This is a genomic window from Flagellimonas myxillae (assembly GCF_023502235.1).
GTDB lineage: Bacteria > Bacteroidota > Bacteroidia > Flavobacteriales > Flavobacteriaceae > Flagellimonas > Flagellimonas myxillae.
In genome coordinates this window covers 398989-424527 of sequence record NZ_JAMFLY010000001.1, presented here as the reverse complement: position 1 = coordinate 424527, position 25539 = coordinate 398989, and the positions used below count along the sequence as shown (strand labels likewise).

General features: G+C 43.1%; 29 protein-coding genes. 17 read left to right on the top strand and 12 right to left on the bottom strand.

The features are described from left to right. Positions 1–69: 69 nt before the first annotated feature. The 6 genes from M3P07_RS02035 (at position 70) to M3P07_RS02010 (ending at position 5330) form a co-directional block, all read left to right on the top strand. The gene (locus M3P07_RS02035) at positions 70–441 is read left to right on the top strand and encodes a PUR family DNA/RNA-binding protein (RefSeq protein WP_249968228.1); all 372 of its coding nucleotides are present in this window, start codon (positions 70–72) and stop codon (positions 439–441) included. 86 nt (positions 442–527) lie between these two features. Further along, entirely contained in the window at positions 528–3047 is a 2520-nt protein-coding gene (locus tag M3P07_RS02030; protein ID WP_249968227.1) for a M14 family zinc carboxypeptidase, read from the top strand. A 10-nt stretch (positions 3048–3057) separates the two neighbouring features. Continuing rightward, on the top strand, positions 3058–3564 hold the full coding sequence (locus M3P07_RS02025; protein ID WP_249968226.1) for a hypothetical protein: 507 nt from the start codon (positions 3058–3060) through the stop codon (positions 3562–3564). A 115-nt stretch (positions 3565–3679) separates the two neighbouring features. Continuing rightward, positions 3680–3943, top strand: a complete 264-nt coding sequence (locus tag M3P07_RS02020) for a ribbon-helix-helix domain-containing protein (protein WP_249968225.1) — start codon at positions 3680–3682, stop codon at positions 3941–3943. Further along, positions 3930–4229: a type II toxin-antitoxin system RelE/ParE family toxin gene (locus M3P07_RS02015; protein ID WP_249968224.1), complete on the top strand. Its 300-nt coding sequence runs from the start codon at positions 3930–3932 to the stop codon at positions 4227–4229. The genes M3P07_RS02020 and M3P07_RS02015 overlap by 14 nt, the downstream gene beginning before the upstream one ends. A gap of 87 nt (positions 4230–4316) precedes the next feature. After that, positions 4317–5330, top strand: a complete 1014-nt coding sequence (locus M3P07_RS02010; RefSeq protein WP_249968223.1) for a hypothetical protein — start codon at positions 4317–4319, stop codon at positions 5328–5330. A 4-nt stretch (positions 5331–5334) separates the two neighbouring features. Here M3P07_RS02010 and M3P07_RS02005 read toward each other — a convergent pair whose 3' ends face one another. Together M3P07_RS02005 and M3P07_RS02000 are read right to left on the bottom strand one after the other, a co-directional pair. Beyond that, positions 5335–6381 carry a 1-acyl-sn-glycerol-3-phosphate acyltransferase gene (locus M3P07_RS02005; protein ID WP_249968222.1) on the bottom strand — a complete coding sequence of 349 codons (1047 nt, stop codon included), beginning with the start codon at positions 6379–6381 and terminating at the stop codon, positions 5335–5337. Then, positions 6378–7295 carry a bile acid:sodium symporter family protein gene (locus M3P07_RS02000; RefSeq protein WP_249968221.1) on the bottom strand — a complete coding sequence of 306 codons (918 nt, stop codon included), beginning with the start codon at positions 7293–7295 and terminating at the stop codon, positions 6378–6380. Before M3P07_RS02000 ends, M3P07_RS02005 begins: the two co-directional genes overlap by 4 nt. Positions 7296–7383: 88 nt before the next feature. On the opposite strand from M3P07_RS02000, the gene M3P07_RS01995 reads away from it, so the two are divergent. From M3P07_RS01995 to M3P07_RS01985, 3 genes are read left to right on the top strand one after another with little or no spacing between them, the layout of a single operon-like run. Next, positions 7384–7938 (top strand): thioredoxin family protein, encoded by a 555-nt coding sequence (locus tag M3P07_RS01995; protein WP_249968220.1) that lies wholly within the window; start codon positions 7384–7386, stop codon positions 7936–7938. A gap of 44 nt (positions 7939–7982) precedes the next feature. Next, a complete protein-coding gene (locus tag M3P07_RS01990) occupies positions 7983–8303 on the top strand; it encodes a cupin domain-containing protein (RefSeq protein WP_249968219.1) in 321 nt (106 codons plus the stop codon). A 2-nt stretch (positions 8304–8305) separates the two neighbouring features. Then, positions 8306–8833: a GNAT family N-acetyltransferase gene (locus tag M3P07_RS01985; protein WP_249968218.1), complete on the top strand. Its 528-nt coding sequence runs from the start codon at positions 8306–8308 to the stop codon at positions 8831–8833. Between the two features lies 1 nt (position 8834). On the opposite strand, the gene M3P07_RS01980 is transcribed toward M3P07_RS01985, so the two are convergent. Then, a complete protein-coding gene (locus M3P07_RS01980; protein WP_249968217.1) occupies positions 8835–9374 on the bottom strand; it encodes a YfiT family bacillithiol transferase in 540 nt (179 codons plus the stop codon). A 166-nt stretch (positions 9375–9540) separates the two neighbouring features. Here M3P07_RS01980 and M3P07_RS01975 point away from each other — a divergent pair, with 166 nt between their 5' ends. Together M3P07_RS01975 and M3P07_RS01970 are read left to right on the top strand one after the other, a co-directional pair. Next, entirely contained in the window at positions 9541–10179 is a 639-nt protein-coding gene (locus M3P07_RS01975) for a peroxiredoxin (protein WP_249968216.1), read from the top strand. Between the two features lie 91 nt (positions 10180–10270). Beyond that, positions 10271–10465, top strand: a complete 195-nt coding sequence (locus M3P07_RS01970) for a cold-shock protein (protein ID WP_249968215.1) — start codon at positions 10271–10273, stop codon at positions 10463–10465. A 447-nt stretch (positions 10466–10912) separates the two neighbouring features. On the opposite strand, the gene M3P07_RS01965 is transcribed toward M3P07_RS01970, so the two are convergent. Next, positions 10913–11845: a peptidylprolyl isomerase gene (locus tag M3P07_RS01965; RefSeq protein ID WP_249968214.1), complete on the bottom strand. Its 933-nt coding sequence runs from the start codon at positions 11843–11845 to the stop codon at positions 10913–10915. Positions 11846–12095: 250 nt separating this feature from the next. Here M3P07_RS01965 and M3P07_RS01960 point away from each other — a divergent pair, with 250 nt between their 5' ends. From M3P07_RS01960 to M3P07_RS01940, 5 genes are all read left to right on the top strand, one after another. Beyond that, complete coding sequence (locus M3P07_RS01960; RefSeq protein ID WP_249968213.1) at positions 12096–13169, top strand: carboxymuconolactone decarboxylase family protein; 1074 nt, start codon at positions 12096–12098, stop codon at positions 13167–13169. A 92-nt stretch (positions 13170–13261) separates the two neighbouring features. Continuing rightward, entirely contained in the window at positions 13262–13951 is a 690-nt protein-coding gene (locus M3P07_RS01955) for an adenylate/guanylate cyclase domain-containing protein (protein ID WP_249968212.1), read from the top strand. 10 nt (positions 13952–13961) lie between these two features. Beyond that, positions 13962–14390: a GNAT family N-acetyltransferase gene (locus M3P07_RS01950; RefSeq protein WP_249968211.1), complete on the top strand. Its 429-nt coding sequence runs from the start codon at positions 13962–13964 to the stop codon at positions 14388–14390. A gap of 107 nt (positions 14391–14497) precedes the next feature. After that, on the top strand, positions 14498–15022 hold the full coding sequence (locus tag M3P07_RS01945) for a hypothetical protein (protein ID WP_249968210.1): 525 nt from the start codon (positions 14498–14500) through the stop codon (positions 15020–15022). A 228-nt stretch (positions 15023–15250) separates the two neighbouring features. Beyond that, entirely contained in the window at positions 15251–15739 is a 489-nt protein-coding gene (locus tag M3P07_RS01940) for a hypothetical protein (RefSeq protein WP_249968209.1), read from the top strand. Positions 15740–15813: 74 nt separating this feature from the next. On the opposite strand, the gene M3P07_RS01935 is transcribed toward M3P07_RS01940, so the two are convergent. Next, positions 15814–17211: a M20/M25/M40 family metallo-hydrolase gene (locus M3P07_RS01935; protein ID WP_249968208.1), complete on the bottom strand. Its 1398-nt coding sequence runs from the start codon at positions 17209–17211 to the stop codon at positions 15814–15816. Further along, complete coding sequence (locus M3P07_RS01930; protein WP_249968207.1) at positions 17211–18092, bottom strand: PPK2 family polyphosphate kinase; 882 nt, start codon at positions 18090–18092, stop codon at positions 17211–17213. Before M3P07_RS01930 ends, M3P07_RS01935 begins: the two co-directional genes overlap by 1 nt. Before the next feature lie 178 nt (positions 18093–18270). Here M3P07_RS01930 and M3P07_RS01925 point away from each other — a divergent pair, with 178 nt between their 5' ends. Further along, positions 18271–18984, top strand: coding sequence for a hypothetical protein (locus M3P07_RS01925; protein ID WP_249968206.1), 714 nt, complete (start codon positions 18271–18273; stop codon positions 18982–18984). Here the strand turns inward: M3P07_RS01925 and M3P07_RS01920 are convergent, their stop codons facing one another. The 6 genes from M3P07_RS01920 to dnaJ all read right to left on the bottom strand — a co-directional run bounded on the left by M3P07_RS01920 (position 18985) and on the right by dnaJ (position 25534). Next, positions 18985–20148, bottom strand: a complete 1164-nt coding sequence (locus tag M3P07_RS01920) for a sigma-54-dependent transcriptional regulator (RefSeq protein WP_249968205.1) — start codon at positions 20146–20148, stop codon at positions 18985–18987. It abuts the gene before it with no gap. A gap of 10 nt (positions 20149–20158) precedes the next feature. Then, positions 20159–20998 carry a DUF6268 family outer membrane beta-barrel protein gene (locus tag M3P07_RS01915; RefSeq protein WP_249968204.1) on the bottom strand — a complete coding sequence of 280 codons (840 nt, stop codon included), beginning with the start codon at positions 20996–20998 and terminating at the stop codon, positions 20159–20161. 14 nt (positions 20999–21012) lie between these two features. Beyond that, positions 21013–21951: a mechanosensitive ion channel family protein gene (locus M3P07_RS01910; RefSeq protein ID WP_249968203.1), complete on the bottom strand. Its 939-nt coding sequence runs from the start codon at positions 21949–21951 to the stop codon at positions 21013–21015. 6 nt (positions 21952–21957) lie between these two features. Next, the gene (locus M3P07_RS01905; RefSeq protein WP_249968202.1) at positions 21958–23301 is read right to left on the bottom strand and encodes an ABC transporter permease; all 1344 of its coding nucleotides are present in this window, start codon (positions 23299–23301) and stop codon (positions 21958–21960) included. Next, positions 23291–24229 (bottom strand): ABC transporter ATP-binding protein, encoded by a 939-nt coding sequence (locus tag M3P07_RS01900; RefSeq protein WP_249968201.1) that lies wholly within the window; start codon positions 24227–24229, stop codon positions 23291–23293. The genes M3P07_RS01905 and M3P07_RS01900 overlap by 11 nt, the downstream gene beginning before the upstream one ends. A gap of 189 nt (positions 24230–24418) precedes the next feature. Then, complete coding sequence (gene dnaJ, locus M3P07_RS01895) at positions 24419–25534, bottom strand: molecular chaperone DnaJ (RefSeq protein WP_249968200.1); 1116 nt, start codon at positions 25532–25534, stop codon at positions 24419–24421. Positions 25535–25539 lie beyond the last annotated feature (5 nt).

Here is a 25539-nt window from a genome sequence, read left to right as displayed (position 1 = left end):
TGCTGAATTAGCATTTTTTTTACATTTTTGGTAGAATTATACACTATTGCACTAAACACACTTTACTACATGAGGGATAAAGATATAATGGATCAGGAAGAGATTTATTCCAAAGTCCTAAGAGCCGGCCGAAGGACTTATTTTTTTGATGTAAGAAGTACCAAGGCAGGGGATTATTACCTAACCATCACAGAAAGCAAAAAGTTCACGCATGATGATGGTTCTTTCCATTACAAAAAGCACAAAATCTATTTGTACAAGGAAGATTTTACGGCTTTCAAGGAAATCATGGAAGAAATGATGGATTACATCATCGATGAAAAAGGTTTGGAAGTTATTTCGGAACGCCATCAAAAAGATTTTAAAAAGGAAGATGAAAACGGAATTAGTGAAAATGGAAGTGCAGGTAACTTTACCGATGTGAGTTTTGACGATATCTAATCCTTTTCTTTAAAAAAAGCTTAAAACGGCCTGCCCTCTGCAGGCCGTTTTTTATTTTTAGTGCTGACTAATTCAAAAATGCTCTTATGAAACACATCAACTTTCTGTTTTTGCTATTGTTCACCCTGGGTCTATCTGCACAAGATGTGACCTTGGACTATTACCTACCACAGCATGTCACCTATGACCCCAATATTCCGAAGCCTGCCGATGTCATTGGTCATGAAGTGGGCGAATGGCATGTAACCCACGATAAGTTGATGTTTTATATGCAGCAGCTAGCTGCGTCCAGTGAGCGAATTACACTCGAAGACCGGGGAAAGACTTTTGAAGGCAGGCCCATTCTTCTGCTTACCATCACCACCCCCAACAACCACCAGAACATAGAAACCATAAGGCAACAGCACCTAGAACTTTCAGATGGTGGTGGCAATGTGGATACCTCCCAAATGCCTGTAGTGGTTTACCAAGGATTTTCGATACACGGGAATGAGCCAAGTGGTTCCAATGCCGCTTTGGCCTATGCATACTATTTAGCCGCAGCCCAAGGCCCGGAAATTGAGTCCATGTTGGATAAAATGGTGGTTCTTTTAGATCCAAGTTTCAATCCAGATGGTCTTCAGCGCTTTGCTTATTGGGCCAATACCAATAAGAGCATCAATCTAAATCCAGATAACAACGAGCGGGAATACCATGAGGTGTGGCCCGGCGGCCGTACCAACCATTATTGGTTTGATATGAACAGGGATTGGCTTCCAGTGCAGCTTCCAGAAAGTAGGGCTAGGATCGCAACCTTCCACAAATGGCTGCCCAACATCCTTACCGATCACCATGAGATGGGCACTAATTCAACCTTCTTTTTTCAGCCTGGGGAACCATCTAGGGTAAACCCCTTGACCCCGCATATCAACCAGGACCTAACCCGAGAGATTGGCACCTATCATGCCAAGGCCTTGGATAAAATTGGTTCGCTGTACTATTCCGAAGAGAATTATGATGATTATTACTATGGCAAGGGTTCTACCTTCCCAGATGTGAACGGGAGCATTGGAATCCTTTTTGAACAGGGAAGTTCGCGTGGTCATATCCAAGAAAGTGAAAATGGGATTTTAACCTTTCCCTTTACCATAAGAAACCAGTTTACCACCGCAATGTCCACCGTTGAGGCCGCTAAAAACATGCGCTCTAAACTGCTAGATTATCAGCAGAAATTCTATGCCGATATGAAGAGCGAAGTGACCCGAAACCGAACCAAGGGGATTGTTTTTGGGGATAGTAAGGATGCTTCCAAAACCTATCATTTGGCGGAAATTTTGCGCAGACATAAAATTAAGTTCCACGAGTTGGCCAATGACGTGACCATTTCTGGAAAGGCGTACAAAAAAGGGTATAGCTATGTAGTTCCAATGAACCAAAAGAACCCACGCCTTATCCAGGCCATGTTTGAAAAAAGAACCACTTTTAAGGACAGCTTGTTCTACGATGTTTCCGCTTGGACGTTTCCCTTGGCATTCAATGTGGATTACGCCAATTTGACTTCCCTTTCCAATGCCGGCCCAGAGGTTACGGATTTCCAAACACCTAAAGGTGGTGTGGATCAAAAAAGCACCTATGCCTATCTTTTCGAATGGCACGAATATTATACCCCAAAGGCATTGAACCAAATTTTGGAAAAAGGGCTGCGTGCCAAGACTGCAAAATCCCCTTTTACCTTAGAGGGCAAAACTTATGATTACGGTACCATCATGATTCCGGTCCAAAATCAGAAGTTGGATGCGGATGAGCTCCATAGTTTTTTAAACAAGGTTGCCAAGGAAAGTCAAATTAAGATCACCGCGGTTTCCACAGGGCTCACCAGGGGGATTGATTTGGGAAGTAATGACTTTGACCCCATTAAAAAACAAAAAGTTGCCATTTTGGTAGGCGATGGGGTGCGTTCCTACGATGCTGGGGAAATCTGGCATTTGTTCGATACCCGATACGATATGAAGATCACCAAATTGGACACCCGGGATTTTAGTGATGTGAACCTGGACATCTATACGGATTTGATTATCCCAAGTGGATGGGGAAGTCAAATCATGGATACTGCGGCGGCTAAAAAAATTCATTCGTGGGTTAAGGAAGGTGGCACCGTCATAGGATATCGCACCGCCGTGAACTGGCTCGAAAAGAACGATTTTATAAAAGTGGATACCAAAAAAGACACTTTGGTGGCGAAAAACGTCGCCTTTGACCAAAAGGATGATTTTACGGGTGCCCAAGTTACTGGCGGAGCCATTTTCGAAACAAGAATAGACCGCTCCCATCCTATCAACTATGGGTACAAGAACACCAATCTGGCCATGTTCAGAAACACCAACATTTACCTAAAGCCTGAAAAAAACAGTTATGACAACCCCATTCAATACACCAATGATCCGCTTTTAAGCGGGTATATTTCTGAAGAGAATCAGGAATTGATCAAGAATAGTGTACCCTTCAAAGTCAAAAGGTTGGGACGCGGCCGGGTAGTCTTGTTTACGGACAATACTAATTTCAGAGCTTTTTGGTATGGCACCAACAAGCTATTGATGAATGCCATTTTCTTTGGCCAAATGATGTAAAATTGAAATTATGACTATCAAAAAAACAATCTATTTAGGTATTACGATTTTAGCGCAAACTGTATGTTTTGGGCAAAAAGAACAGGTCTTCCAAGACCCGAACGAGTTGGCCAAAGAAACCCAACGCATCATTTCCATAGAGGCTGGACAGAAGATTGATACCGCCTATTTTAAAACCCTTTTTCTTCCTTCGGCCAGATTTACGGTCGTAGGGCAGGAAAACGGAGTTTATGCTCACGAGACCATGGATTTACCAAGCTTTGCCGAAATGCTAACGGATGAATATTATAGCTTGGGTTACCATGAGGAAGCTATCGGGGAAATTGTGGAAGAGTACAATGGTATTGCACAAATCATCCAAAGTTTTAAGGGCCTAGATTCTGAAAACGTATCTGGTATTGGGGTGGGAAGTTATCATTTGATCTATTCTGATGGGCGCTGGTGGATTGCCAATATGATCTGGACCATGAGCAATGTTGACGGCAAGGATATTCCGAAGAAGTATTTGGGTCATTAATCGAATGTTCATTGTTAATATTGAATTTCGACATACACCATGGATAATTTGATTCTAAATATGTAATATTGATGCGTTTTTGATGTATATTTACACCACATTCATTTAATGAATCATGCCCAGACAGAGTATTTCCCTTACCCGACCGAATGATGACTGGTTAAAATCCCTTGTGGAAAGCGAGGAGTATTCCAGCAAAAGTGAGGTGGTGAACGACCTTATCCGTCGCGCCCGGGAAAACGAAAAAGAAATAGCATATATCCGAGCCAAACTGGAGCGGGCAGAACAAGATATGGCCATTCACGGGCCCACAACCTTAACCTCAAAACAAATGCTGAAGGAATTTAAGGAAAGGGCCAAATTGGATGGCAAACTTTAGACTATCTCCCAGCGCTAAGGAAGATCTTTATCGAATCTGGTTATATGGATTACTCCAATTTGGCGAAGCCCAAGCCGATACGTATTACTTGTCATTTTTCGAATACTTCGAAATTATTGGCCGCAACCCTTTTCAGTTTCCTTCTGCAGACCATATAAAAAACGGCTACCGCAGATGCGTTCATAAATCGGATACCATCTACTTTCGTGTATTACCGGATATGGTAGAAATAATGACCATTATTGGACGCCAAAACCTAGATAAGCAGGTCCATAAATTCCGGTAAACCGTCAAATTGTCCCAACTGCATTTACTATCTTTAAGTTCTCCCCCTCTATTTTAACGGATTTGAAACCTCAAAACACCCTGTGATATGCAGAAAAAGAAAGTTTTCTCCTTGTTTGGAGTATTCCTGTTGATTTTCAGCCTTTTTACCTCATTTGTTCCATCCTCGAGCAACAAAAATTCTTCCGCGGAAGAATTGCAGCAATCCTTGGTCTTGAATACTGATGGAATGTACTTTGCAGAATTCTACGATTACATTTTTAGGGGGCAATTTGAAGATGTGGAGTTCAAACGTGAGGACACCCCCTTCCTTATGATTTTTGAGCAATACCTCCGGGCCTTTGGCAGGCAATGTCCCAATGCACTACCCTCCAACAAAGTGCAGATTATGGACTGGGTCTGTGCCACGGAACAAGTGACCACCAACGGTTTTGGTGTGGAAACGAGCAGGGTATGTATCGATTGGACCACCGTCGGCTCCGGACTGTATGCCCGGCCAGATTTGTACAAGGCCAAGCTTAACTTGGAAAATATGCTGAGCAAGGATGTATTTCGCAAAGTGGTTGCTATGGCCACCGACCCCAACGCTATTGGAAATTCGTTGGATATGGTGCACAAAGCCAATGGGCTGCAAAATGATATGGCCCAATTTTTTACCCTGAATAACTGTAACAGTCCCGGCTTAAGACGCTTTGAAGAAAACCTAAAACGATATGCCCAGGCACAACCGTCCCTAAAAATGGGCGGCACTAGCAAGTACACGGCCATGAAAACATCTGGCGGCCCAACTGGCAGTCAGAATTTTACCCAATTGGTAAACGATCTCGTGGCCAACCAATCCACAACCTGGGCTTTTAACCGATACATTCCTGGTAGCGTTTCAGGGTTGGCGATACAACGGCGCGATGCACAACAAAGACCTGTGGAATTAAAGGCGAATTATCGTTACAAAGGTTTTGCAGGAAGCAGCGACGGCTGGGTACGGATTACCTTTACCAATGGCCTTCCCAAGTGTATCTACTTTTTTGATTTTCCAAACAATTGTAAAAACGCCAACAGTAGTATTGTGGCTTCCTATGCCCAGGGCAAGTATGCCAATTAGCAATCTATTTTTGTGAAGCAGGGGATGCTATTCCCATTTTCACCAACAAAATGTTCAGCATTGCATGACCAAGAATGACAAGGCAGGCAGTTGATAAGGTATATTCCTTCCATAGCGCCAATAGTAAAATCAAATAGCATAAGGGATAGACAAAAACCATAAAGCCAAAACGAAATGTTGCTTCAAATTCGGGCTCTGGAACCTTCGGTTTTATCACAACGCGCCACAACAGCACAAAGGGTAAATTCCATACATAAAAAAGCGATTTCAGGATTCTTGGAAAAACGCTCCTTCGAGAAGCTAATTTTTCAGAATAGCTGTTCTGGGGAACCATCGCATTGACTTCCATTGGGTTTAGGTAAATTTTACCTTCCGTTCCAATTTTTTGTACCAACTCATCATTCATGGATTCAGGGATATGGGTCGTAAGGGCGGTGAGGCCTTCAAAAACCCTTAGTTTGATATCCCCTACAAAGTCAGCGGAATCCAAGAACTTCCTAACGGGAATGGGTCGACCAAAGTGAGGAGCCGCTGAATCCCCAACTTGCCTTGGATACGCGTAGTTCTGACCAATTGGAACCAACTGTATATCCAATTCTGGGTTTTGCTGCAAAGCATTTGTAATTATTCGGGCAAATCCCTTGCTCAAAGGCCTTACCCTCCGTTTTAGACTATGATTGGCCTCGGGAAATATCAAAATTGCCTCCTTGTTCCCGAATAAATTTCCGCATTGATCAAAAACGAGCTTGTTCTTATGCAAATTGGATTTTCCGTCCCGAATCCGATAGATGGGAAGCATCTGTAAAAAGCCGAATAATCCATTGACCAAACCACCTTTAAAAACATCGGAGCGTGTTAGAAACCATGGCTTTCGTTTCACATGGGTCGCAATCAAGAGTACATCCATCAAGGCATTCTGATGATTGGAAAGAAAGAGAACCGGTTTGTCTTTGGGTATGTGTTCCGTACCCTTCGGGGTGATTTTTCTATAATAGCAATACAACCCTAATTTAATCCAAAGTTTAATGAGCTGATAGGTCAATTGCTTCAAATCAACTTCTTTTTATCAATTGGTCGCGTTCCCCAAACAAGGCCCATGGCCAGACCTGAAATCAAATGCCAAATACCCCAGAAGGCGGTCAATAATGCCATACCTCCCAGACCGTCAAAAAATGTAAAGATCAATAGCAAACCCAATCCTGAATTCTGGATGCCGGTTTCTATCGTCAAACATCGCACATTCTCCTTGGAGAATCGCATCAATTTGGCAAGGGAATAGCCCGTTAGCAAAGCCACTAAATTATGGATCACCACCAACCAAAAAACATAGAAGATGTATTCCATGAAAATCTCCCGATTGTTGTAAAGGGCCAAAAACACCAAGAACATAAAAAATACCAGTGACCCTATCTTAAACCCTTTGGCCATTCTCTTGGCAATTTTGGGTTTATAATGGTTCACGAGCATACCTAAAATCAAGGGAACCCCCAGTAGAAGTGCAACCAATTTGACCATCTCCAAAGGTGAAATCGATACTTGTTTTAAAATGGAGGCTGTAGGTGGATACAAACCACCCCAAAAACTCAAGTTAAAAGGGGTCATAAAAATGGCCAACAAGGTAGCAATTGCAGTCAAGGTAACGGATAAGGCAGCGTTGCCTTTGGATAAATGGGTAAAGAAATTGGATACGTTGCCTCCTGGGCAGGCCGCAACCATAAACATGCCCAGCGCAATACTTGGCAGGGGTTCGGTAATCCAAACCAGAAAAAATGTGATAATGGGAAGTAAAAGAAATTGACTCATCACCCCGGTCAATACAAGTTTTGGGGTCTTTAGCAGTCTCCTAAAGTCATTCATGGAAATTTCCAAGGCTATACCAAACATGACCAATGCCAAGGCCACGTTAAGTGTCCAAAGTGCGTTTTCGTCAAAATTGATATGAACGTTATCAATAATTTGTTCCAAAAAACAACAGGGTTTGTCCTACAATATACAGGATTCTTTCAATTGTGGACAAAGTCCACTAAATTCATGGTCTTAAACAAGAGCAAACATGGCAAGAACCCCTAGCAATATGTTGGCCTTGGGAACCAAGGCCCCCAGTTTTAACCTAATTGATACAGTATCCGATGCTCACCTTTCCTTGAACGAGGTGAAGGGAACAAAGGGAACCGTGGTTATGTTTATTTGCAACCATTGCCCTTTTGTGGTGCACGTAAACCCAGAAATTTCTACTTTGGGAAAAGCGTACCAATCCAAGGGAATTGGTTTTGTGGCCATTTCCAGTAACGATGTGGTCAACTATCCGGACGACGCTCCCCATTTGATGAAAAAAAAGGCGCAGGAGGAAGGTTATACCTTCCCCTACCTATATGACGAAACCCAAGATGTGGCCAAGGCGTATGATGCTGCCTGTACCCCGGATTTCTTTCTGTTTGATGGGGATTTATGCTTGGTCTATCGCGGACAATTGGACGATTCCAGACCAGGTAATGGATTGCCCCTAACGGGCAAAGACCTCAGAAATGCCCTGGATGCCTTGCTCGAGGGTAGGGAAATCAGCGGAGAGCAAAAACCAAGTATTGGGTGTAATATCAAATGGAAGTAATCAAAAAATGATTCCTGTTGGGACAGGAACCTAAGTCTACATCAATGAAAATAAATCCAAAAGAGGCGTTGGAGGCATTGGCAAAACACGATGGCCCATTCAAAACCCTTTTCAATCACGGAACCTTGGAAGTGGAAATCTACAAACCTGATAAGGTGGATCTCCAACAACCCCATAGCAGGGATGAGGTCTATGTTGTAATCTCGGGAACTGGAGAATTTTTAAATGGAGAGCTTAGAACCACCTTTGGACCCGGAGATTTCCTATTCGTACCTGCAGGGGTAGTCCATCGTTTTGAAAATTTTACGGATGATTTTGCCACCTGGGTCCTGTTTTATGGTCCGGAAGGTGGGGAAAACCCATAGCTATGGCACAAAATGTAACGCTTGAGCCCGTAACCCAGGAAAACTTGGATACCTATATTTCCGTTGGCAAACAAAGCTATCATGAGCACTATTTGCATCTATGGGAAAATCGGGACCCTGGCCCCTATATTAGTCGGAGCTTTACCACTGCAGTGGTCCAAAAGGGTTTGGAAAATTCCAACCTAAAGCATTTTCTGGTTAAATCGGAGGATAGTATCGCGGGAATTGTAAAATTAGTACTGGACTCCCCATTGGATGAACTTTCAGGGGCGGAAGCCCTATTGGCCGAAAAGATTTATTTGCTCGAAGCATTTTCTGGAAAAGGCATAGGCAAACAGGTACTTTGGCTCATCGAATCCTACGCAAAAAATCTAGGGAAGAATATAGTATGGTTGGACACCATGCAAAAGGGCGGTCCGATTCAGTTTTATCTCAAAAACGGCTTCCAAATTAAAAGGGAATGTGAGCTTACCCTGCCCCACGCCATTCCTTCAGAAAAAGCGATGTGGGTACTTACGAAACAACTCTAGTTTACCAAGATTCCCGCTTGATCAAATTCTCGATATGGGCATAATGATGGCTTCCATGCCATGCGTACCTGCCAATATTTTCTTCCAAGGTGACCACCTCATTGCCGTCGGGATGTGTAAAGGTTCGCTGTAGCTGTTCTTTCGTGAGTCCCTTGAGCAAATAGACCAATTTAGCGTGTACTACCCTCAGATGATCCAATGACATTTCTATGGGCGCGGATTTTGCATCAAACAGTTTGGACCATTCCTTTTCAAAATAGGGTTTGATTACAGGATTATCCTCCGTTAGTGCCCATTTAAATCGTATATAGCTATGGTGGTGACTATCCGAAATGTGGTGGACCAATTGTCTAACCGTCCAACCTTCCGGGCGATATGGCGTTTCCAATTGTTCGTGCGAAAGTGGGGAAACCAAGGCTTCCAATCGCTTCGGAAGTTGTTCCAAAACAGTTATCCATCCATTCACATGATCCTCTGTAATATGTTCCGGGGCCTGAAATGTACCTATGGGGTAACGTAGATGTTGTTCGTCTTTTTCCATGGTTTAAAAATAGGAAACTTTACTCCAGTACAACCCATGTTACCTGATGAAAATCATTGGGTGAAAAAAAACTTTAATACACTTTTAACTCCTGTATGAACTTGGGGAACCACAATCTCTTAACTTTGTAAGACCCCCTATTTACAATCTAAAAAAACAAGATAAAATGGCAACATTACGATTGGGCGATACTGCCCCGGATTTTACAGCAGAGACCTCACAAGGCTCACTAAATTTTTACGACTATTTAGGCGATGGTTGGGGCATTTTGTTCTCCCATCCCGCCGACTTTACTCCCGTTTGTACCACCGAGCTTGGTACCGCGGCCAAATTCAAGGAGGAATTTGCAAAACGCAACGTAAAAATGATGGCCCTGAGTGTTGATGGTGTGGCATCCCATGCCGAATGGATAAAAGACATCAACGAAACCCAAAACACCGTAGTTAACTTTCCTATTATTGCAGATGAGGATAGAAAGGTCTCTGATCTTTACGACATGATCCATCCCAATGCGGATGATACCCTGACCGTGCGTTCCGTATTCATCATTGGTCCTGACAAGTCTGTAAAATTGATATTGACCTATCCGGCATCCACAGGTAGGAATTTTTACGAATTGCTTCGGGTTGTGGATTCACTACAACTCACGGCATACCACAAGGTCGCTACACCTGCAAATTGGGAAAGTGGGGAAAAAGTGGTGGTAAGTCCCGCTATCCCAACCGGGGAGGCCAAAGAAATTTTCGCCAAAGGGGTTGAGGAAATAAAACCTTATTTACGGTTAACCCCCGATCCCACGGCTTAATACATTAGTTTGTTGAAAAAACTAAAAAAATCCTGTTTCTGAATAAATTAAGTGTACCTTCGCAGCTCATTTAATTTTTTAACATTTAGTAATGAGTAAAGGAACAGTAAAATTCTTCAACGATTCCAAAGGTTATGGATTCATCACTGAAGACGGTTCAGAAACAGATCACTTTGTACACATTTCTGGCTTAATTGACGAAATTAGGGAAGGTGACGTTGTAGAATTCGAACTACAACAAGGAAAAAAAGGTATGAACGCCGTTAATGTGCAAGTCATAGATTAAGGTACCAACTTACTTTTTTATACGATACGACCCGGGAATTTTATCCCGGGTTTTTTTATTTGCAATTTTGTTTGATCTCCGCGCAACCTCCCTGATTTTTTCTATCTAATTAACAAGAACACCGTTCCCCCTCGACCATTAAACTGAAATTGCATGAATACCTTCTTTCTAATCCTCGCCATTTTATTGGCCGTCAACTTGATTTTGCTACTGCTAAGTGTCAATAGTTCAAAAAAGTAGCACAATATAGTAGGGTATTTTCCCGTTGAATTGTTACTAAACAAACACAAACGGTATTGAAAAATCATTGACTATGGGCACATTTTTTACGATTCTGCTATTATTACTTGCGCTCAACCTCTGCTTACTGTTGGTAAGCGTAAACAGATCTAAATAAAAAAAGCCTCCTTTTTTAGGAGGCTTTTTTTATTTCTATTGATTGTTCCGCTACTTAACGTTCATTAGCTCTACATCAAAAATCAAAGTGGCATCCGGAGGAATAACACCACCAGCACCTGCACTGCCATAGGCCAAATTTGAAGGAATCACAAAACGGGCTTTGTCCCCAACCTTCAACAATCCTATACCTTCATCCCATCCTGGAATAACCTGCCCCACACCCAAGGTAAAATCTATGGGTTGGTTTCGGCTGTAAGAGGAATCGAATACTTGCCCGTCGGTTAGACTCCCCTCGTAATGAACAGATACCATTTTGCCTTTCTCGGCCTTGGCACCACTTCCTTCTTGAATCAATTTGAATCGCAAACCGCTATCGGTTTTTTCGAAACCTGCTGCCAACTTCTCCATTTCCGCTTCAGCACGTGCCTTCGCTTCCGCAATTCTCTTCTCCCTAGCACCTTCAAAAGTTCTAAAGGCCTCAATGGCATTCCAGCCTTCGGCTTCGGCGCCAACCCGTACAATTTCAAGACTGTCTATGGCATCACCCTGTGCAATAGCGTCCACAACTTCCTGACCGTGCTCCACATGTCCAAAAACAGTGTGCTTATTGTCCAACCATGGGGTAGGGACATGAGTGATGAAAAATTGACTTCCGTTGGTTCCAGGACCTGCATTGGCCATGGAAAGCACTCCAGGACCTTCGTGGGTCAATTCTGGATGGAACTCATCATCAAACTTGTACCCGGGATCACCGGTTCCAGTTCCTTGTGGGCATCCACCCTGTATCATAAAGTCAGCAATTACCCGGTGGAACTTAAGGCCATCGTAATAAGGTTTTCCTTGGGGTTTGGCTGAATTCTCCATATTTCCTTCGGCCAAGGCCACAAAGTTTCCCACAGTACCCGGGGTTTTATCATGGGTTAGTTTTACCAAGACCTCTCCTTTTGAGGTATTGAATTTTGCGTAGATTCCGTCTTGCATTTCTTTGAATATTAGATTATTCGATTGCTCGATTCTTCAAATTTAAGGCTGCAAAGGTAAGAGTTTTACGGGGGATTAATCCAATTTAACTCAATAAGGGACATATCGTATTCCTTTCAATGACATACTCTGCACAATCCCCTGAAAAACAACGGTTTTTTGGCTATTTTTTGTTGATCTTTAGGTTTAACCGTATATTCCGTTATGCGTGGATAGGGAGTGAGAAGAGGGAACAAATAATATAGATGGTATGGGCTTATTAATTAACGAAATTGAATGGGGAGACCCCACCATCTCCGTATTTCATGATGCGGAATGGGAAGCCGAGATCAAAGCGGATATTGGTCAAATCCCGGATATCCACACGCGAACCTCTAGAAGTCCTTGGCTTAGAAGAACCGTATTAAAATGGCCTCGGTACGAAGCCCAAGAATTCCCAACAAAATTGGCTGATATCTGTGGCCTTGTGGCAGCCCAAGAAAATGCCTGTAGGTACTGCTACGGGGTAGCCAAATCATGGATGCGCCTTTGGGGCTATTCGGAAAAAATGATAAAGAACATTGAACATAATGTTCAATTGGCGGACATGAACGAGAAAGAGCGCGCCTTTATCCGATTCTGTAGAAATTTATCCCGTTCCAATCCAAGACCTCCCAAAAAGGACCGGGAAGAGCTTCTTCGGTTGGGATACTCGCCCATGGCTGTTGCAGAAATGGCTTTCGTGATCGTAAACCATTGTTTTATGAACCGGGTGTGCACCTTTATTTCTGCTCCTCCAATGGCATCCTTGGAACGCTTGCCCAATAGCCTTTTGGGGAAGATTTTTCGACCTCTAATTGGAAAGAAACTTAGGAGTATTGGTTGGACAGAATCCACAAATATCGAAGGTGACCCCGAGTCCTTTCCAGGGGTTGTACAAAAATTGATAGGCTTACCGGCGGCCAAGGCCATGCACGACGCCCTTAATGGGGCATTGGAATCGGACACGCTATCCAGAAAATTGAAAGTGCTAATGTTCGCTGTGGTGGCCAATACGTTGAATTGTGAGTTCTGTATGGCGGAAACCCACGACATGGCATTGAATTGTGGGTTCTCCGAAGAAGAATTTAAAACCGCACTCGCCACCTTATCCTCTTCCCACTTAAATGAAAAGGAAGAAAGCCTGCTGGCATGGACAAGGGAGACCATCCACTTTCAGAATGCCTCCATCCAATCGAGGGTACGGGAACTCACCCAAGAGGTTGGCGAACCCATGATGCTGGAAGCGATTGGGGTCGCGTCTCTTGCAAATTCAACCGTTAGACTTGCAGTTCTCTTAGGATAATGGGCTTAGTGTATTTCATTTTAATCGGTTTAGTGTTGGCAACGGTCTGTACCTTGCTTATTCTTCGGCTAAAAAAACATAACAAAAAGTTGGTGAAGCTACTCGAGCACACGAACGAAAAACTGGAAAGACTTCAAATCCATTTTGGGCGATTTACACCAGAAGAAGTTATCGAACACCTCACAGATTCCGACAGCGCATATCAGCCTACCATGCGTTCGGTAACCGTGCTGTTTGCCGACCTGAAAGGATTCACCAGAATGTGCGATGAAATGGAACCCTCGGATGTGGTGGGTATTTTAAATGGCTATTTCCGGTGCATGAGCCAGGTACTGAGTAAAAATCATGGCCAGGTAACAGAACTGATTGGTGATGGTATCTTATCGCTTTTTGGAGCTCTCAGAAATAATCCATGGCAGGTTCAGGATGCTGTAATGGCCGCCTTGGAGATGAGAGAGGCCTTGGAGGAGTACAACAAAGAACTGAAGGACAGAGGGTTTCCCGAACTATCTTTTGGAATTGGAATACATAAAGGAAGGGTTCTCGCTGGAGTCATGGGCAACTACGAGTTGAGCAAATTTGGGGTTGTTGGCGATCCCATCAACGTGGCGGCCCGCGTTGAGGCACTTACCCGGGAACACAATACCGATATTCTTATCACAGATGACATTAAGAATGACTTGGATGACCGATTTATCCTAAAGAAAATGCCCCCGTTACTGGTAAAGGGGAAATCGGAACCCATAACGACCTACACCGTGGAAGGTTTAAAGAAAAAATAGTATCAGCCCCATGAAAATCGACGTTTTAAAAAAAGAAGACCTTACGCCACAAATCCAAACACAGATTAGCGATTTGTTCAAACAGCTTGCCCCCGACCTAAAGCAAGCGAACCTAGATCGTGTACTCGATAACTCAAACAAAGCCACCTTGGTGTATTGTGTGGCAAATGGGCAGATTCTAGGTATTGCCTCTTTATGTGAATATCTTGCCATATCTGGAAACAAAGGTTGGATCGAGGATGTGGTGGTGGATTTCAATTCCCGAGGACAGGGTATTGGGCGAAAACTGATGGAAAAGCTCCTGGATATCGCCAAGGAAAAAGAACTTGCAGAAATTCTCCTTTTTAGCGGGCACCACCGAGTACCTGCAATTCAAATGTATAAAAGCTTAGGGTTTGTTTTGAGGGAAAGTGGATTGTACTTCCTTTCTAACCGATAAGCTCTATTCCAAATTGCCATTTTTGGGTAATATGCTTTTGCTTTTTTTCGTAACTTGAAGAACCTCCGAACGTTACGAAGATTATTCCTATCTGTAAACCATGTGTCATGAAAAAGCAATTCATCCCTTTTATGGCTTTGACCTTATTGCTACTAAGCTATGAAGGTCACTGCCAAAACCCGCCCGAAAATAGTTTAAACTGTGCTGAGTATTGGGCCAGTGTCCGGATCAATGATTTTTGCGGATTAGCTGCTGGACAATTTGAATTCAATACCCTTCCCGTAGATATTTGTAATGCCGACCAAAAGGAAGGTGTCTACAGATTCGACGATACCGTTTCCATTAGGGTGTACAACCATTTTACCGAGGAGGCTGCACTTGAAGAGTACAATGCAGAAGAGGCGGATGCTTTATCCGTGGCCACTTATGAACCTGCAGATGACCTTGGGGATGATGCTTTTGGCTTGATCCAAGTGGAATTTGGGGAATTGGACTTGGTCATTATTCAGGTTGTAAAGGGTACGTTCACCCTCTATTTGGAAATCAACGGCAAAGCCCAAAATGGGGCCAACAACTGCTTTGATAAAATCTCGGCTTATGAATTTGCCCGAGCGCTTGTGGAGCCATTGTAAACTAAGTACAAACAATTACTTCCGTTTAATTTGGAAAATGGCTTATTCTTACAAAAAGTAAACACTAGGTTTACCTAACCTCATCGATATCCTACGAAGAACCTCCCTGGGTATCAATTTCGACCTTACATTTTTTTATTTAAGAACACTATTTGTGGTAATGACTTACTCCATCGTATTCCAACAATTAGATTTCACAAACTATTCTCTAACCAAAAAACCAAAATTATGAGAATCCAAACCATTAATCTACTTACACTATCAATTGTTTTTTTGTTGATTTTTTCCTGTTCCCAGGAAGAGATAGGACCTTCAACAGATCCACAATCTGTTAATCTACAGTTGAACTTTGAAAGCCCTCACGAACATGCTAAAAAACACGTGGAATTTGACACTTTTTCTGCCAAAATAATTTCTCTTACACCTTTGGTGATTGAATCAGAAGAATTGGAAGTCATACAGGTTTTGGATGGTGAAACCGATAATGTCATTCACGTAATAATAAAAAAGGGAAATACAGTAATCCACCAAGGTGATGATAAAGGAATTGACGACCCATGCAAAGAATCCGTAGTTCGAGGGTATTGGTGGGATGGTAAGGGATGTTGGGTCTATGGGGACATAGTAACTCTTAAAAATTGTATGCAGTTCTTTTTCATGGCTGATAAGGAAACCCAAGCATATATGAATGTATGTGGGTGGGACAATGTTGCCTGAAAATTAATTCTCCTTGAATAGCTTTGATTCCGAGTAAAATTAATCACCCCGGATTACTTCAAATTAATTATTGGTTACCCCTTAATCTTTGTATCGGGGATGGTCCCGTACTTATCCATCAAATACACCAAACTGGCCATAGTAGCGGTACCCAATTCCAACTCCCGCTTGTTTACATGCTCAAAGGTGTCATTTTCGGCATGGTGGTGGTCAAAATAACGTTGTGAGTCGGGTCGAAGCCCTGCCAATACCAATCCCTCGTGTTTTAAGGGACCAATATCCGCCCCGCTATATCCCTTAACAAACATGTGGATAAGGTAAGGCTCAAACAGACCTTTCCAACTTTGTACCTGGGCCAAATTTTCCTCCGAGCAATCAAAGGAAAACCCCCGAGGGGTAAACCCTCCAGCATCACTCTCCAAGGCAAAGACATGTTTTTCATTCTTGTTCCGGGCAACTTCAGCATATTTATTGCCACCCCTAAGCCCATTTTCCTCGTTCATAAAAAGTACCACACGTAAGGTTCTTTTTGGCTTATATCCCGTTTCTTTAAGCAAGCGTAGCACGTCCATGCTCTGTACGCAACCCGCGCCATCATCATGGGAACCGTCGCCCAAATCCCAGGAATCCAAATGTCCACCAATAACCATGATCTCATTGGGATGGGTTGTTCCCCGAATTTCACCGATCACGTTAAAAGATTCCACATCATCAAACTGCTTGCAGCTCTGCTTAAAATAAAATTTGATATCCGGATTTAGCTTTAGCGTGGTGCTCAAAAGTTCTGCCCCTTGTGTACTAATGGCCGCCGCTGGAACACGATTGGCCACTGGCGTATCCCCATAAGCCATGGAACCTGTATGCGGGTAATCGTCCAATCGAAGCGTCATAGACCGCACAATTACACCGGCGGCACCATATTTTCCAGCCTCCGCTGCTCCAGAATACCGCTGGTCCACACAACCGGAATACGATGCAAAAGTGCTGATTAGTTTGGGGTCCATGGGTCTATTGTAAAAAACGATATTCCCTTCAATTTTTTCCCTGCCCAATTTTTCGAGGTCTTCAATCCCCTGCACTTCCACAACCTTGGCCTTTACCCCACCTTCTGGGGTGGCCACGGACCCTCCAAGGGCACAAATGGGAACATTGGTCGTAAGTCCTGGTTTGGTTTCGATATAGGCAAACTCCGGAGTTCCCCTAACCCATTTGGGAACCATAACAGGTTGCAGCCACACCCGGTCCAACCCAAGAGAATCCAACTGCCCTTTAGTATAGTCCACAGCCTGCTGTGCCTGCACCGACCCGGAAAGTCGACCCCCAATCTGATTGGACAAATGGTTGAGCCAATCGTAGGCCTTACCATTGGTAAGCGCCATATCGTAGATTGCTCTTAATTGTTTCTCGTCTTCGGATTGGGCAACAATTGGGGCACTGACCGCCAAAAGAATCAGGAGTAAAATCGTTCTCATTAGCTTTCTTTTTCAAGTTCTTGTTTGAAGGTTTCTAAATTAGCCTTTATTTCGGCATCCAACTCCGGTTCCTCTATATCTTTATATTTTTTTAACGCTTCCAACAAGATGGAGGCCACTATTACCCTTGCCGCCCTTTTATTATCCGCAGGTATTATATACCATGGAGCGTGCTCCGGCGAGGTTTTGTTCAAGGCTTCTTCGTAACAGTCTTGATAGGCATCCCAGAGCTTACGTTCCTTTAGGTCTCCCGGTGAAAACTTCCAATTTTTTTCCCGTAATCGGATTCTTCGCAACAAGCGTTGTCTTTGTTCTTCTTTGGATAAATGCAGAAAAAATTTAAAAATTAGGGTGCCGTTTTCCGCAATATGGCGCTCAAAATCATTGATTTGCCGATATCTATTTTCCCAAAAGGTATCATCTATATCCTCCACGGTATTGATTCCTGGGATGTTTTCCCCTAAAATATAGCCTGGATGCACTTTGGTCACCAGTACATTTTCGTAGTGCGTACGATTAAAAACACTGAATTTGCCCCGTTCCGGAAGCGCAATATAGTGCCGCCATAAATAGTCGTGTTTCAACTCCAATTCCGTTGGCACCTTAAAACTGTGTACTTGTACCCCCCTAACGTTGAAATCTTTGAAAACCTCCCGAATAAGGCTGTCCTTGCCCGCGGTGTCCATTCCCTGCAAGCAGACCAACACCCCATATTTTCCATGGGCATAGAGCTTATCTTGAAATTTTCCCAATTCTTCCCTTATATCCTCCAATTCCTTTTTAAGGGTCTTATTATCGGTCCCAAAGTCCTCCAAAGTGGGTATTTGGGAGAGTTTTACTGCCTTTTTTACCCGATACTGGTCCAAATCCTTGTTTTCCATGGGAATGAATATAGTTTTTTTTGACCAGTACTTCAACCGTCGAACAAAAAGCGCAACTCACCGATCCTATCTACATCTTATAGTGGAAGTTCGTGTTTTATCGATTTTTTTTACCGATTGCGGATTCTTCATCTAATTTCGTAGGAAACATAAGACGCACCGTCCCAAATCGAGCGTTATGAAAACAAGAAAGATTATCCTACTTATAGTCTTTATCTTAGGTGTTATCAGCCTATTGATATTGTCTTCCTTTATTTCGCGCAATGCCTGCGAATACGCCAACTCCAATTTGGACTACATTAAAGGTAAAACCGAGGCCGCCATTGTTGCGGACGATTTTGAACAATCCAAATACTTTGCCTATAAGGCCCTAAACAGTATTGAAAAAACAAGGAGTAATTTCCTTGAATGTGGTTGTGATGGTGCTATAGAAAGCTTGGAAGCCGCGCTCTTTTTCCTGAAAGATGCCACAAAAGCCAAATCGTTTACAGCCTCCAAGAAGCTGTTGCATACTGCTTTGGAAAACATTGAGATCAGTAGTAAGGTTCTCAAAGTCTTCGAAGAAGACTCTACCAGTGCCTACGGAAACGATGTGCTCTTTTTGAATACAACTGAAGCCTTAAAGCAACAAGGAGGGGTGGTATTACCGGATGGTGATCCTGTAAAAAATCAAGTCCATAATTGCTTACTGGGGTTCGAATCTTCCCTAGGCAAAGTGGTAACCGATGTGGAGTGCAAGGAAGCCTACCAGTTTATTGCCAAAATTCATGAAGAAGCAAGCGTTACCCTGCTAAACACCGAACTATCCGAACATAAAAAGCAATATCACCAACGCGTTAAGACCATTGCAAGTGACGCCCTAGTACGCTTGGGAGAATGTACTGTGGATTAATTACTTGCTAGCAAAAAGCTTGACGTCCTCCTCAGAGATTTCCTTTCCCCCAAGAATGATCAGTCGCTCTACTACATTGCGCAATTCCCGGACATTTCCTGTCCAATCGTAACTCTTTAGCAGTTCCATGGCCTTTTTGGAGAAATCCTTGGCTGCGGTTCCCTGTTCCGATGCTATTTTCTTTGAAAAATGATCAACGAGCAGTGGAATATCGTTTCTTCTATCATTCAATGCGGGAACCTTGATGAGAATCACCGCTAATCGATGATAAAGGTCTTCCCGAAATTTACCATCTGTAATTTCCTTTTTAAGGTCCTTGTTGGTAGCGGCCAAAACCCGCACATCCACTTTAATGTCCTTATCGGTCCCAACCCTCGAAATTTTATTTTCTTGTAGGGCGCGAAGTACCTTGGCTTGGGCCGAAAGACTCATATCCCCAATTTCATCCAAAAAAATCGTCCCTTTGTTGGCGGCCTCAAACTTTCCGGCTCTATCCTTTACAGCCGAGGTAAACGCTCCCTTCACATGCCCAAAAAGCTCACTTTCAATAAGTTCAGAAGGAATTGCAGCACAATTTACCTCAATAAAAGGAGCCACGGAACGCGGACTTTTTTGATGCAACCAATGCGCCACCAACTCCTTTCCCGTCCCATTGGGTCCAGTAATCAGCACCCGGGCATCGGTTGGGGCCACCTTCTCGATCATATCTTTGATGGTCCCTATCTCTTTGCTCTCCCCAATCATTTCGTAATTCTTGGAGACCTTTTTCTTTAATATTTTATTCTCTACCACCAATTCCTTTCGGTCCAGGGCATTTCTAACTGTAGTAAGCAATCGGTTTAAATCTGGGGGTTTGGAGATGTAATCAAAGGCTCCAAGGCGCATGGTGTTCACGGCGGTATCCAAGTCCCCGTGCCCCGAAATCATGATAAACGGAATCTCAGGTTTTATCTTTCTAGCAGCCTCCAATACCTCAACTCCGTCCATTTTCGGCATTTTTATATCGCAAAGAACCAAATCAAAATCCTCTTTTTTTATGGCCTCCATTCCCTTTAAACCATCTTCTGCCTCGTGAACGCTATAGGTATCGCTCTCTTCGCTCAATATTTTTATCAAGACCCTTCTAATGGCCGATTCGTCTTCTATGACCAATATTTTTGACATACATTTCTATTTAAAAAATTCCAATCTTGAACCCAGTCCGAATATAAAAATTTGCTTCGTCATTCAACACAAAAACATCGCCCCTTTGATCATTCCTCAGTTTGCCCTGTTGCTCGATGGAACGCCCCACCAAGGTGTAAAATTTCATTCGCTTGCTTAAGCTATATTGGTATCCCAAAGCACCCACCAGGGCCGATAACGATATTTTGGAAGCAATTTGACTATCTGGCAAAACAATATTGTCCTGGATATTTATAAAGTAGCCATCCAAGAACAATGCCAATTCGAAAACATGCTTTTTGGCAATATAGTGTTTAAAGCTGGAGCGCGGAATCCCCAGGGTATAAGACCATTTTGGATGGAACCTGCGATAGTAGCTTACCAATGGCAAGGGAATGGGTAATCCTGTGGTACTATTGTAAGAAAGGCCCAAAACAATCCTATAGGGCTTCTCCGCCTTGGAATTTTCCTTCCACATGGTCGCCGTGGCATTCAGGAAAAAATCATCAGTCAAGGTGCCGTCTGTAAAATTTGATGCAAATCTCGGGGTAATAATCCCCACCAGGTTCCAGTTTTCGTTCCATTTGGTGATGAACCCGGCGTTTAAATCAACTACATGGAAGCGGTTGAGACCGCTTTTATCGAAACCGAAATCCCTGGCATAGCCCACGTCCAGTTTGTTATACTCCAAACCAGCAATCAGGTAGTCTTTTTTTTGATTGAGCCTAATGGGTAGATTGAAAAGGAATTTATAGCGCTGGGTCTTTATCCCTGTATCATTTTCAGGAATGTTCAGGTATTCCAAACGCAGTACATCCGAACTTTGTCCAAAACCAAGAAAGGGAAACAACAAGCCAAGCCAAATTACTCGTCTCCAGTTGGTTTTTTGATATGTTGAGGTTTTTGTGATGCTTGAGGTTTTTGCTGCTGTATAATGTGTACATCCCGTTGTGGGAATGGAATAGTAACGTTGTTTTGCCTGAATTTGGTATCTATCTTATAGCGAATCGCACTTTTTATCCGAGGTCCTGCAAAACTATCATTAGTAAAGAAGTTTAGGGAGAATTGCAGGGCCGAATCCCCAAAATCATCAAAAAGGACAAAAGGTTTTGGATTTTTCAGTACCAATTTCTGTTCGGCCGCAACCTCCTGCAATAGTTGCGTCACCAATTCCACATTGCTCCCATACGCCACTCCCACACTTATTTTCTCCATAGTGGTCCGGTGGTTTTGCGTATAGTTAAAAACAATATCGCTAATAAACTTATGATTTGGAATAACCACTACCTTATCGTCCCGTGTAATGGCCCTAGTGGTTCGCAGCTTTATTTCAAAAACCTTCCCCACTTTTTCATCGACCTCCACAATATCACCCACTTGCAAAGATTTATCCACTATGATCAAAATACCCCCAAGAATATCCTGAAACAGTTCTTGAAGCGCCAATCCCAAGCCCACAAAAAGAGCGGCAGAGGCAGTGATGATCAACGTAATGTCTATTCCAGCGGCACTAAGGGTAACCATGACGACCACCAGATAGATAAAATAGTTGGTAAACTTAAAGACACTGGAAAATTTCTGTTTGTCCTCGGTCTCCATTTTCCGGGTCAACAGATGTCGTACCCATTTCAGTAAAAATTTGGTCACCACAAACGCCACCCCGAGCAACAGCAAAAGACCAATGGTCAGGTGAATTGATTTTTCACCCTCCCCCAAATGGATTCCCAAATTGAGGAACTCCTTGACGGAACCCCAGATATCCTCTTGGATGATTTCCTTTATCTCGTTTGTTTCTTGCTGCATATTACCTTAATATCGAAGCCATTTTACCAGTTCCTTGTAGGTGGGTCGCTTGCCGTACATCAAAATTCCCACTCTATAAATCTTTGCTGCCAAGAAAACTATGGCCAAAAAGCTGCCTATCAAAAGTAGGATAGACAATAAAAGTTGCCATAGCGGAACTCCCCCTTCCCCTATTCCTGCCGGGAGTCTCATTAGCATCACAATGGGCGAAGTTAATGGAAACAAGGAAAAACCGACAGCTATAGGCCCGTGGGGATTGCTGAACACTGAAAAGAATCCTACATAAATCGCCAACATTAGTGGCAAAATAACGGGAAACACAAATTGTTGGGTATCGGTTTCATTGTCCACAGCCGCCCCAATGGCCGCATAAATGGAACTATAGATAAAATAGCCCAACACAAAATACAATAGAAATGAAGAAATCAAAAGCAACCAGGGAATGTTCACGATTTCGCGGGCGTAAAGGAGGGTATCCTCGTCCAAGGTGTTGGCCAACTCCGACATTCCGCCCATAGCCCCTGGCGTATTCTGTAGTTCGGCCATTACAGCGGAAATATCGATTCCCGAAATAAGCAGCACTACAAACAAGAGCAAAGAGGCCGAAATCAACCAAATAACAAATTGGGTGACCCCAGCTAAGGAAGTCCCTATAATTTTGCCCAGCATAAGTTGAAAGGGCTTCACCGAAGAAATAATCACTTCAATGATCCTGCTTGTTTTTTCCTCGATTACGCTGCGCATCACGAACGTGCCGTAAATAATAATGAACATCATGATTGCGTATCCAAAACCACCCCCGATAAAAGCCTTGATCTCGGTTATTCCCTTTACGCTCTTTTCACCTTCAAATGTGGCCAAGTTTAGTTCGAACGGTTTTTCTATGTCCGAAAATTGTTCACTTGAAACCCCAAGGTCGCCCAACCTGTTTTGGCGAAGTTTTCTCTGAAAAACCCTTTCCAATTGCTGGGTAATCTGGGTATTTGGATTGTCCTTTGTGTATAAATAGGCTGTTTTAGCAACTTGTTCCAGACCTTTTCCATCAGGAATATGTAAAAGTCCATAAAGCCCCATGGAACTGGTAGAATCCTTGGCTTTATCCAGGGAAATGTCTTCGAATTGAATAAAGGAAGTATGCTCCGAGGTTGAAAATTCCCTATGCAAAAACCCACTTTCATTAAGCACCGCCACCACTCTTTTTTCACTGTCGTTCACCTTGGTGAGGTAGGCTATCAATACAATCATGCCCACGATTAGAATGGGACTCAAAATGGTCATGACGATAAAGGATTTGTTCCTCACCTTTGCCAAATATTCCCTTTTTATGATCAAACCCAGCTTACCTGCCATTGTCCCTCTTGTTTACTGTTTGAATAAAAATATCGTTGGCCGTGGGAATGGTTTCCTCAAAACGATTAATGTTTGCTTGTTTGGACAATTGAGTCAAAATTTCCGTTGTGTTCCCTGAGGGTAATTGCACTTTAAAATCCAATTGGCATTCCTGTTGATAAAACTGGGATGATAAAATCTGGAATTGCGTCTTCAAATCATCTAAAAACAGCTGTGCGTCCCTATCCACTTGCAGCCCCACATTGAAAATGTTGTTCTTATATGATTTTTTGATATCGGACAATTTCCCATCCAATATTTTTTCAGAGTTGTGGATCAGTGCGATATACTCGCACAATTCTTCCACAGACTCCATTCGGTGGGTGGAAAATATTATGGATGTTCCTTTCTCCTTGAGCTGCAAAATCTCATCCTTGATGATATTGGCATTTATGGGGTCAAAACCGCTGAAAGGTTCATCAAATATCAACAGTTTGGGCTCATGGAGTATGGTTACAATAAATTGGATTTTTTGGGCCATGCCCTTGGACAATTCCTGAATTTTCTTTCCCCACCAATCCCCAATATCAAGACGATCAAACCAATATTTGAGCCTTTTTTTGGCCTCACTTTTGGACAAGCCCTTCAACTGGGCCAAGTACAAGGCCTGATCCCCCACTTTCATGCTTTTGTACAGCCCTCTTTCCTCTGGGAGGTAACCAATTAGGGCAATATGTTCAGGAGCCAAAGATTTTCCGTTGAACAAAACCTTCCCGGAATCTTGATAGGTAATCTGGTTGATAATCCTAATAAAAGTGGTCTTTCCGGCACCATTTGGACCTAGTAGGCCATAGATACAATTTTCGGGTATTTCCAATGAAATGTTGCGCAATGCTTGGTGATCCCCGTAAGATTTGGAGACGTCTTTGGCAACAAGGATGTGGTCCATCTAAACTATTTTTTCAAAGATATATAATTGGTCAAAAAGACCGGATTATCCCTAAAAACAAAACCCACCCTTAAAAAAATCTAAGGATGGGAAAAAAATTGCTATGAAAAAGAAAATTAGATATTGGTTTCCCAACATCAGTTCCAAATATACGTTTTTTATTTAAACAGAAAACTTTTATTCTGTTCTTTAAGAAAACATATCCTTGACCTTTTCAAAGAACGACTTGTCCGATTTCTCGGGTTTAGGGGTAAAATTTTCATCACTCTGCATGCGTTCAAAGAACTCTTTTTGTTCTTTGTTGAGCTCTTTGGGGGTCCACACATTTACATGGACCAAGAGGTCTCCGCTTCCATATCCATTAATACTGGAAATTCCCTTGCCCCGTAATCTCAATATTTTTCCAGATTGGATTCCAGGTTCCAATTTTATGCGAACCTTTCCTCCAACTGCGTCTATTTCCTTGGAACTTCCTAATACCGCTTCGGAAAAACTGATGTATAAATCGTAGTGAAGGTTATCACCTTCTCTTTTAAGGGTAGCGTGTTCTGTGGTCTCAATGGCCACCAATAAATCCCCTGGCACCCCATTTCCAGGGGCTTCGTTTCCTTTCCCGCTCACTTTTAGCTGCATCCCATCTTCCACGCCTGCAGGAATTTTGATGGAAACGGTTTCCTCGGACACTTTCAAACCTTGGGCATCTGCATCGCTAGGGCGTTTATCGATACTCTGCCCTGCTCCACCACAAGTATTACATGTTGTTGCGGTTTGCATGCGTCCAAGAATGGTATTGGTAATCTTGGTAACCTGGCCCGTTCCGTTACAGGTGGGGCAGGTTTTATAGGTTACGCCATCGGCCTGGACCTTTCTGCGCACCTTTACTTTTTTCTCAACGCCATTGGCCACCTCTTCCAGGGTCAGTTTTACACGGATACGGAGGTTACTCCCCTTTACACGGCGTTGCCCGCCACCAAATCCGCCAAATCCGCTAAAGCCGCCACCGAAGGCACTTCCAAAGATATCTCCAAATTGACTGAAGATATCGTCCATGTTCATACCTCCGCCACCAAATCCGGCACCTCCTTCGAATGCTGCATGACCAAATTGGTCATACTTGGCGCGTTTATCCGGATCACTGAGCACCTCGTAGGCTTCGGCAGCTTTTTTGAACATTTCCTCTGCCTTGGTATCCCCAGGGTTTTTGTCAGGATGGAATTCAATGGCCTTTTTCCTATAGGCCTTTTTGATTTCCGCTGCGGATGCACCCTTGGAAACCCCCAATATGTCGTAAAAGTCCTCCTTCATAATAT

Bases quoted from the DNA above. Each gene is read 5' to 3' on its own strand.
- M3P07_RS02035 (WP_249968228.1), top strand. From the start codon at position 70: ATGAGGGATAAAGATATAATGGATCAGGAAGAGATTTATTCCAAAGTC.
- M3P07_RS02030 (WP_249968227.1), top strand. From the start codon at position 528: ATGAAACACATCAACTTTCTGTTTTTGCTATTGTTCACCCTGGGTCTA.
- M3P07_RS02025 (WP_249968226.1), top strand. From the start codon at position 3,058: ATGACTATCAAAAAAACAATCTATTTAGGTATTACGATTTTAGCGCAA.
- M3P07_RS02020 (WP_249968225.1), top strand. From the start codon at position 3,680: ATGCCCAGACAGAGTATTTCCCTTACCCGACCGAATGATGACTGGTTA.
- M3P07_RS02015 (WP_249968224.1), top strand. From the start codon at position 3,930: ATGGCAAACTTTAGACTATCTCCCAGCGCTAAGGAAGATCTTTATCGA.
- M3P07_RS02010 (WP_249968223.1), top strand. From the start codon at position 4,317: ATGCAGAAAAAGAAAGTTTTCTCCTTGTTTGGAGTATTCCTGTTGATT.
- M3P07_RS01995 (WP_249968220.1), top strand. From the start codon at position 7,384: ATGGCAAGAACCCCTAGCAATATGTTGGCCTTGGGAACCAAGGCCCCC.
- M3P07_RS01990 (WP_249968219.1), top strand. From the start codon at position 7,983: ATGAAAATAAATCCAAAAGAGGCGTTGGAGGCATTGGCAAAACACGAT.
- M3P07_RS01985 (WP_249968218.1), top strand. From the start codon at position 8,306: ATGGCACAAAATGTAACGCTTGAGCCCGTAACCCAGGAAAACTTGGAT.
- M3P07_RS01980 (WP_249968217.1), bottom strand. From the start codon at position 9,374: ATGGAAAAAGACGAACAACATCTACGTTACCCCATAGGTACATTTCAG.
- M3P07_RS01975 (WP_249968216.1), top strand. From the start codon at position 9,541: ATGGCAACATTACGATTGGGCGATACTGCCCCGGATTTTACAGCAGAG.
- M3P07_RS01970 (WP_249968215.1), top strand. From the start codon at position 10,271: ATGAGTAAAGGAACAGTAAAATTCTTCAACGATTCCAAAGGTTATGGA.
- M3P07_RS01965 (WP_249968214.1), bottom strand. From the start codon at position 11,845: ATGCAAGACGGAATCTACGCAAAATTCAATACCTCAAAAGGAGAGGTC.
- M3P07_RS01960 (WP_249968213.1), top strand. From the start codon at position 12,096: ATGGGCTTATTAATTAACGAAATTGAATGGGGAGACCCCACCATCTCC.
- M3P07_RS01950 (WP_249968211.1), top strand. From the start codon at position 13,962: ATGAAAATCGACGTTTTAAAAAAAGAAGACCTTACGCCACAAATCCAA.
- M3P07_RS01945 (WP_249968210.1), top strand. From the start codon at position 14,498: ATGAAAAAGCAATTCATCCCTTTTATGGCTTTGACCTTATTGCTACTA.
- M3P07_RS01940 (WP_249968209.1), top strand. From the start codon at position 15,251: ATGAGAATCCAAACCATTAATCTACTTACACTATCAATTGTTTTTTTG.
- M3P07_RS01935 (WP_249968208.1), bottom strand. From the start codon at position 17,211: ATGAGAACGATTTTACTCCTGATTCTTTTGGCGGTCAGTGCCCCAATT.
- M3P07_RS01930 (WP_249968207.1), bottom strand. From the start codon at position 18,092: ATGGAAAACAAGGATTTGGACCAGTATCGGGTAAAAAAGGCAGTAAAA.
- M3P07_RS01925 (WP_249968206.1), top strand. From the start codon at position 18,271: ATGAAAACAAGAAAGATTATCCTACTTATAGTCTTTATCTTAGGTGTT.
- M3P07_RS01920 (WP_249968205.1), bottom strand. From the start codon at position 20,148: ATGTCAAAAATATTGGTCATAGAAGACGAATCGGCCATTAGAAGGGTC.
- M3P07_RS01910 (WP_249968203.1), bottom strand. From the start codon at position 21,951: ATGCAGCAAGAAACAAACGAGATAAAGGAAATCATCCAAGAGGATATC.
- M3P07_RS01905 (WP_249968202.1), bottom strand. From the start codon at position 23,301: ATGGCAGGTAAGCTGGGTTTGATCATAAAAAGGGAATATTTGGCAAAG.
- M3P07_RS01900 (WP_249968201.1), bottom strand. From the start codon at position 24,229: ATGGACCACATCCTTGTTGCCAAAGACGTCTCCAAATCTTACGGGGAT.
- dnaJ (WP_249968200.1), bottom strand. From the start codon at position 25,534: ATGAAGGAGGACTTTTACGACATATTGGGGGTTTCCAAGGGTGCATCC.